This is a genomic window from Neisseria sp. N95_16 (assembly GCF_002551535.2).
Classification (GTDB): Bacteria; Pseudomonadota; Gammaproteobacteria; order Burkholderiales; family Neisseriaceae; genus Neisseria; species Neisseria brasiliensis.
In genome coordinates, this window is sequence record NZ_PDBT02000095.1 from 1 (window position 1) to 6880 (window position 6880).

General features: G+C 50.9%; 8 protein-coding genes. 6 read left to right on the forward strand and 2 right to left on the reverse strand.

Features of this window, described 5'->3' with window-relative positions; translation table 11 throughout:
• Positions 1-171, reverse strand: a 171-nt coding sequence (locus tag CRG49_RS14050; RefSeq protein ID WP_157807888.1) for a helix-turn-helix domain-containing protein, incomplete at its 3' end; no start/stop codon positions are given.
• 178 nt (positions 172-349) lie between these two features.
• Here CRG49_RS14050 and mutL point away from each other — a divergent pair.
• A complete protein-coding gene (mutL, locus tag CRG49_RS11685) occupies positions 350-2353 on the forward strand; it encodes a DNA mismatch repair endonuclease MutL (protein ID WP_095503472.1) in 2004 nt (667 codons plus the stop codon).
• Between the two features lie 419 nt (positions 2354-2772).
• Here the strand turns inward: mutL and CRG49_RS11690 are convergent, their stop codons facing one another.
• Entirely contained in the window at positions 2773-4128 is a 1356-nt protein-coding gene (locus tag CRG49_RS11690; protein ID WP_095503471.1) for a polynucleotide adenylyltransferase PcnB, read from the reverse strand.
• A 251-nt stretch (positions 4129-4379) separates the two neighbouring features.
• Between CRG49_RS11690 and CRG49_RS11695 the strand changes: the two genes are divergently transcribed.
• The 5 genes from CRG49_RS11695 to CRG49_RS14055 form a co-directional block, all read left to right on the forward strand.
• Entirely contained in the window at positions 4380-4565 is a 186-nt protein-coding gene (locus CRG49_RS11695) for a DUF3460 family protein (protein WP_095503470.1), read from the forward strand.
• 13 nt (positions 4566-4578) lie between these two features.
• A complete protein-coding gene (locus tag CRG49_RS11700; RefSeq protein ID WP_095503469.1) occupies positions 4579-5247 on the forward strand; it encodes a class I SAM-dependent methyltransferase in 669 nt (222 codons plus the stop codon).
• A 3-nt stretch (positions 5248-5250) separates the two neighbouring features.
• Entirely contained in the window at positions 5251-6021 is a 771-nt protein-coding gene (locus tag CRG49_RS11705) for a tol-pal system YbgF family protein (RefSeq protein WP_095503468.1), read from the forward strand.
• A gap of 82 nt (positions 6022-6103) precedes the next feature.
• On the forward strand, positions 6104-6586 hold the full coding sequence (gene purE, locus CRG49_RS11710) for a 5-(carboxyamino)imidazole ribonucleotide mutase (RefSeq protein WP_095503467.1): 483 nt from the start codon (positions 6104-6106) through the stop codon (positions 6584-6586).
• A gap of 123 nt (positions 6587-6709) precedes the next feature.
• A partial coding sequence (locus CRG49_RS14055) for a helix-turn-helix domain-containing protein (protein ID WP_157807888.1) occupies positions 6710-6880 on the forward strand: 171 nt, incomplete at its 3' end.

Consider the following 6880-nt stretch of genomic DNA (forward strand, 5'->3'; position numbering starts at 1 on the left):
CTGTTGTGCTTTTCGGTAACAGTAGGTTCCGTTGACGGAATGCCGTCTGATTTCCCGACTGACGGTGGCGGGATGACAACCGATGTTCTGTGCGATTTGGTTTAGGGGTAGGTTGCGGTAATGTCTGGAAATGTAGTATCTTTGGTGTGAGGTCAGTTGTGTGTAGGCCATATTGCAATCTTTCTTGTCAGGAAAGGCAGTATACTACCGCATACTGGCCTTTTCTGTTATTGGAAATTGCACTTGTTAGGCGAATGTAAGGCCGTCTGAAAAGCCAACACAGCTTTTCAGACGGCCTTTTGCTATAATCGACATTCTGAATTTGAGTTTTGTCACACGGAAAATTACCATGTCCCGAATTGCCGCCCTGCCCGATCATCTTGTCAACCAAATTGCCGCCGGCGAAGTGGTTGAACGGCCTGCCAATGCGTTGAAAGAAATTGTTGAAAACAGCATCGATGCAGGCGCGACGGCGATTGATGTCGAGCTTTCCGGCGGCGGCATCCGCCTGATTCGCGTCACCGATAACGGTTCGGGCATTCACGCCGATGACATTAAATTGGCATTACACCGACACGCCACCAGTAAAATCAAAAGCTTAAACGATTTGGAACACGTCGCCAGCATGGGTTTTCGCGGCGAAGGTTTGGCGAGTATCGCGTCAGTATCGCGCCTGACTTTAACCAGCCGCCAAGCCGACAGTGCACACGCCAATCAAGTCAAAGCGGAAGACGGCAAAATCAGCGAGCCGAGCGCGGCGGCGCATCCTGTCGGCACCACCATCGAAGTAGCCGAACTCTTCTTCAACACGCCCGCACGGCGCAAGTTTCTCAAATCGGAAAACACCGAATACGCCCATTGCGCCACCATGCTCGAGCGTTTGGCCTTGGCGCATCCGCACATTGCCTTTTCACTCAAGCGCGACGGTAAAAGCGTATTCCATTATCCAAGCCAAAACCTGAATCAGCGTATTGCGGCGATTGTCGGCGATGACTTTCAGACGGCCTCGTTGGAAATCGACAGCGGCAACGGCGCTTTGCGTTTATACGGCGCGATTGCGAAACCAACCTTTGCCAAGGGTAAAACCGACAAACAATATTGCTTTGTTAATCATCGCTTTGTGAAAGACAAAGTCATCATGCACGCGGTAAAACAGGCTTACCGCGATGTGTTGCACAATGCGTTGACACCGGCTTTTGTATTGTTCCTCGATTTGCCGCCGGAAGCGGTAGATGTCAACGTGCATCCGACCAAAACCGAAATCCGTTTCCGCGACAGCCAGCAAGTGCATCAATTGGTGTTCCACACGCTCAACAAAGCCTTGGCCGATACCCGCGCCGACCAAACCGAAAGCGTTACCAACGCCGGCGGCATTTTGCACGATATGCTGGGCATGAACAGGCCGTCTGAAATGGAAAACACGCCAAACAATATGCCGTCTGAACACTCCGCTAAAGCGGAAAACCAAGTGTTTCAGCCCAGCTATGCCGATATCGCCCGCCCGAATGTTTCAGACGGCCTACGTTCATCCACTTCAGGCAAAACCGCGCCCATGCCTTATCAAGCCGCACGCGCGCCGCAGCAGCGTTCACTGTCTCTGCGCGAAAGCCAAGCAGCGATGAACACTTATGCCGAATTATTCAAGCACACCGAGCCTGATGACGACATCGAGCTGGCGCAATTCGAGCAAGCCCGATTTGGCGGCACCGAGCCTTATGTTTCCGCAGCCTCCAATCCGCTTTCAGACGGCCTAAGCCGCCCCGAAACGCCGCCGCTTGGTTTTGCCATCGCCCAATTATTAGGCATTTACATCCTTGCCCAAGCTGAAGAAAGCCTACTGCTGGTCGATATGCACGCCGCAGCTGAGCGCGTGAATTACGAAAAGATGAAAAGCCAACGCGACAATCTTGGCAGCCTGCAAAGCCAGCGCCTGCTGATTCCCGTTACCTTTGCCTCCAGCCACGAAGAATGCGCCACTCTTGCCGACCACGCCGAAACCTTACAAGCATTCGGCTTGGATATGTCAGATATGGGCGGCAACACCATCGCCGTGCGCGCCGTGCCGAATATGCTGGGCAAAGCCGATGTCGCCGCGCTGGCCAAAGACGTGTTGCAAGAATTGGCGCAAACCGGCGAGAGCCAAACCATTGCCGCGCGCGAAAACCAAATTTTAGCCACTATGTCATGCCACGGCTCCGTGCGCGCCGGCCGACAGCTCACCATCCCTGAAATGAACGCCCTGTTGCGCGATATGGAAAACACCCCACGCAGCAACCAATGCAACCACGGACGCCCGACTTGGGTGAAACTGACTTTGAAAGAATTGGATGCGCTGTTTTTGCGTGGGCAGTAAGCGATTGAATTTGTATTGATTGTGAATTAAATAACACAGCCAAGACTTCTCACAAAACTTATAAACTTGCAGAAGCCTTTAAGCCGTCATTCCCGCGCAGGCGGGAATCCAGACTTATCAGCTTCAGGAATATTGAGCTATTACGGTAATTTGAAATTCTGGATTCCCGCCTGCGCGGGAATGACGAGCATGATTTTCTTGGCTCAAATTAAAGTGTACAAAAATCTCAGGCCGTCTGAACGTTTCAGACAGCCTAAAATATAGAGATAACAAAGATATAGTTTGTCGTCATTACCCAATATTTTCTAAATCTCAACGGTTGGTCAGATTGAACAACCTAATCTACAAAATTCGGTTAAAGAAATGCTGTCTGAAATTTAACCTTTCAGACGGCATTTTCAATCAATATGCAACAGAAATTATTCAGCCGCAACCATTTTCTTTTTTCTCGGCTTGCGACGGCGTTTGCGCTTCGGTGTTTCGCCACCTTCGCGATATTCCTGCTGCTGGCGTTGTTGCGCCGCCATGCTCATTTGGCTGCGGGTTTCGTCATCAGCGTGTTGGAAAGTTGTCCACCATTGTACGATGTCATTATCCACTTCTCCGACTTGACCGCGCAGCACCAGAAAATCATAAGCGGCACGGAAGCGCGGTTGGCTTAATAATTTATGTGGACGGGCACCGCGCATATTGTCAAATTGCGGTTGCAACTGCCAGATTTCGCGCATGGTAGCGGAAAAGCGTTGTGCCCCCCCCCAGCCTTTTTCAACCGTTTCACGCAAGGTGGTGATGGCATCGTTTAAGGCCGGAGCCGATTTTTGGCCTTGTTGCTGGTATTCTTGCCAATAGGCGTTAAGCTGCGGCCACAAAATCGCTGCCAGTACGAAACCGACCGACACGGATTTATCGGCGCGCAAACGCTCGTCGGTGTTTTTCAGCGCAATGGCGATGATGCGGTTTTCGGTTTTATCGGCGGATTTCAAAGCAGTAAGCAGCGGATGAATGTCGTTGCTCACGCCTAAGGTATTCAGCTTTTGCAGGCATTGGCGGGCATGACCTGAAAACAGCAGCTTCATGATTTCGTCAAACAAGCGGGCCACCGGCTCGTTTTTCAGACGGCCTGCATATTGCGGAATCGGCGCGGCGGTGTGTTCTTCCACATCAAAACCGAGTTTGCCCGATAATCGAACCGCACGCAAAATCCGCACCGGATCTTCTTGATAACGCTCGGCCGCATCGCCGATCATCACCAGTTTCCGGTCGGCAATATCGCTCACGCCTTGATGGAAATCGAGAATTTCTTCATGAATCGGGTCGTAATAAAGCGCATTGCAGGTGAAGTCGCGGCGCATGGCATCTTCTTCGATGCTGCCGTAGGTGTTGTCTTTCATGATGCGGCCGTGCGCGTTTTGCACGGCTTTGTTGCCGCCGCGGAAAGTGGTCACTTCAATGGTTTCGGGGCCGACCATCACATGCACAATTTGAAAACGGCGGCCGATGATGCGGCTGCGACGGAAAATTTTATGTACTTGCTCAGGCGTGGCGTTGGTGGCAACGTCAAAATCTTTCGGTTCCACGCCCAACAATAAATCGCGCACCGCACCACCAACCACATAGGCTTGGAAGCCTTCTTTATTCAATTGCTTCACCACTTTTTCAGCGGCAAAGCTCAACATATCCGCGTTGATGCGGTGTTCACTATACGGTAAAACCGTTTTTTGCACCGCTTTGCTCGCTTTCGATGGCAAAACTTTGTGCAACCATTTTTTCAACATACTTAAGATTCTTTTCAATTGAGGCCGTCTGAAACGCTGACGGTTGAAAGCAACCTTTGCACAATATTCTGTGGGCAAAACATTGTGCAAAGGTTTCAGACGGCCTGACATGTAAAATTCAAACTGCAAAACACCTTGAATCGACGTTTTGCAACAATAATCCGCCATTATACCCGAAACCCTGTTTTCCCCAACAAAATCAGCTATAATATCGGCCTTAACGCATTTTACGCGCCTTTGGAGCAACAAAAATGTATCAATACAAATCCGATGCCACCCAATTTTTAGACCAATTGGTTGCCGACAACCCTGAGCTGGAGCAAGAGCGTTTGGCCAACCGCGATTTATTGTGGGATGTCGAGCTCAAGCCCGAAGAGCAAGCCGGTTTTGAAGCGGCGAAAGTGGCAAAAAAACCTTACACTTACTACCAAGATTGATGGTTCAGACGGCATGACCACCCACACGCACAATATCGCGCCCGAATTACAAGATTATCTCAATGCCATCGGCGAAGCAGAGCATCCCGTGCTTACTGCCTTACGCGAGCGCACAGCACATCACCGCTTGGGCAAAATGGCGATTGCGCGCGAGCAGGCGGCTTTGCTGACTTGGTTGGCGCGTTTGCTTAAGGTGGAAAACTATCTGGAAGTGGGTGTATTCACCGGCTACAGCAGCACCGCAATGGCCTTAACCCTGCCCGAAACCGGCCGCATTACCGCCTGCGATATTAATGTCACTTTTACCGACATTGCCCGCGAAACCTGGCAGGCTGCTGGCGTGGCGCACAAAATCAGCCTGCATTTGCAGCCTGCTTTGCTCACGCTCGATGATTTAATTGCCGAAGGCAAAAGTAGCCACTACGATTTGGCATTGATCGATGCCGATAAACCGCCAACACCGCAATATTTCGAGCGCTGCCTGCAATTGGTGCGCAGCGGTGGCGTGGTCGCGATTGATAATGTGTTGCTCAATGGCCGCGTGATGCACGAAGCGGATGACAACGCGCCACCAAGCCTGCATATTTTGCAACAATTCAACCGCAATCTGCCGAATGATCTCCGCATTGTGCCGATTACCCTACCCGTCGGCGACGGCTTAACCCTGTTATTAAAAAAATAAAAAATGACAACATTCAAGCTCACCCTTACCGTTTTATCTGCACTCGCTTTAAGCGCGTGTGCCGCCACCCAACCTGTGCCTTATCAGGAAGAATCGTTTATTCTGCCGGACATTCCGGATGAACCTTTGCCACCGCCAAGCGGCATTCCTTATCCGCAATTAAACCAGCAGACCCAAATCGACCAACTCGGCATTCAGGTAGCACGTTTAGAGCGCGACATGAGCACGCTGCAAACCCGCATCGAGGAACTTGAGCGCGTCAACAAAATCCGCCCGAAACCGGCAGCCAAACCAATTATTACGGTTAAAAAACCGGCTACAACCCAGCGCTTAAACGATGCCAAACTCAAAGCGGCTTATCTGAAAAACGATGGCGTGGCCGTCAGCGATGCCGATGCCGTGGCACTGAATGAAACACGCTTATACAACCAAGCCTTGAAATACTACCAGCGCGGCAATTATGTAGCAGCGGCGGCGGTATTGCGCGGGGCAGACGGCGGTAATGGCAGCGAAGCAGCGCGCCGCAATATGTATTTGCTGCTGCAAAGCCAACAGCGCATCGGCAATTGCGAATCGGTGATTGAAATCGGCGGCCGCTATGCCAACCGTTTCCTCGGCAGCGCGCAAGCACCGGAAGCGCTCTTCAGCATCGGTCATTGCCAATATCAAATGCAGCAAAAAGACATTGCCCGCAGCACATGGCGCAAACTGATTCAAACTTACCCTGAAAGCGATGCCGCCAAACGCGCCGCAATCAGAATCAAACAACGCTAAACGGTTTTCAGACGGCCTTTTGCATCATGCAGGCCGTCTGAAATTTTTATTTATTTGAAAGCTTTATTTTTGGAGAAAAATCATGATTCAAGTCGGCATTATTATGGGCAGCAACAGCGATTGGCCGGTTATGCAGCAGGCTGCGCAATTTTTAAAAGAATTTGGCGTAGAATTTGAAGCGCGTGTGGTTTCTGCACACCGCACGCCGGATTTGATGTTTGAATACGCCGAAACTGCACGCGAGCGCGGCATCAAAGCCATTATCGCCGGTGCCGGTGGCGCAGCGCACTTACCGGGTATGGTGGCAGCGAAAACAACTGTGCCGGTGTTGGGCGTGCCGGTGCCAAGCAAATACTTACGCGGCGAAGATTCTTTACTCTCTATCGTGCAAATGCCAAAAGGCGTGCCGGTAGCAACATTTGCCATTGGTGAAGCCGGTGCGGCCAACGCTGCCTTGTTTGCCATTTCTTTATTAGCGAATGAAAACGCTGAATTGGCGCAAAAGCTGGCCGATTTCCGAGCCAAACAAGAGCAAACTGTTTTGGCTATGACACTGGAAGATTAAGCCCGTTAACATTTCAAATGCAGCAAAAAGGCCCTTACATTCGCCTAACAAGTGCAATTTCCAATAACAGAAAAGGCCAGTATGCGGTAGTATACTGCCTTTCCTGACAAGAAAGATTGCAATATGGCCTACACACAACTGACCTCACACCAAAGATACTACATTTCCAGACATTACCGCAACCTACCCCTAAACCAAATCGCACAGAACATCGGTTGTCATCCCGCCACCGTCAGTCGGGAAATCAGACGGCATTCCGTCAACGGAACCTACTGTTACCGAAAAGCACAACAG

Excerpts from the sequence above, each read along its gene's own strand:
- CRG49_RS11690 (WP_095503471.1), bottom strand. The coding sequence starts at position 4,128 with ATGTTGAAAAAATGGTTGCACAAAGTTTTGCCATCGAAAGCGAGCAAA.
- mutL (WP_095503472.1), top strand. The coding sequence starts at position 350 with ATGTCCCGAATTGCCGCCCTGCCCGATCATCTTGTCAACCAAATTGCC.
- CRG49_RS11700 (WP_095503469.1), top strand. The coding sequence starts at position 4,579 with ATGACCACCCACACGCACAATATCGCGCCCGAATTACAAGATTATCTC.
- CRG49_RS11705 (WP_095503468.1), top strand. The coding sequence starts at position 5,251 with ATGACAACATTCAAGCTCACCCTTACCGTTTTATCTGCACTCGCTTTA.
- CRG49_RS11695 (WP_095503470.1), top strand. The coding sequence starts at position 4,380 with ATGTATCAATACAAATCCGATGCCACCCAATTTTTAGACCAATTGGTT.
- purE (WP_095503467.1), top strand. The coding sequence starts at position 6,104 with ATGATTCAAGTCGGCATTATTATGGGCAGCAACAGCGATTGGCCGGTT.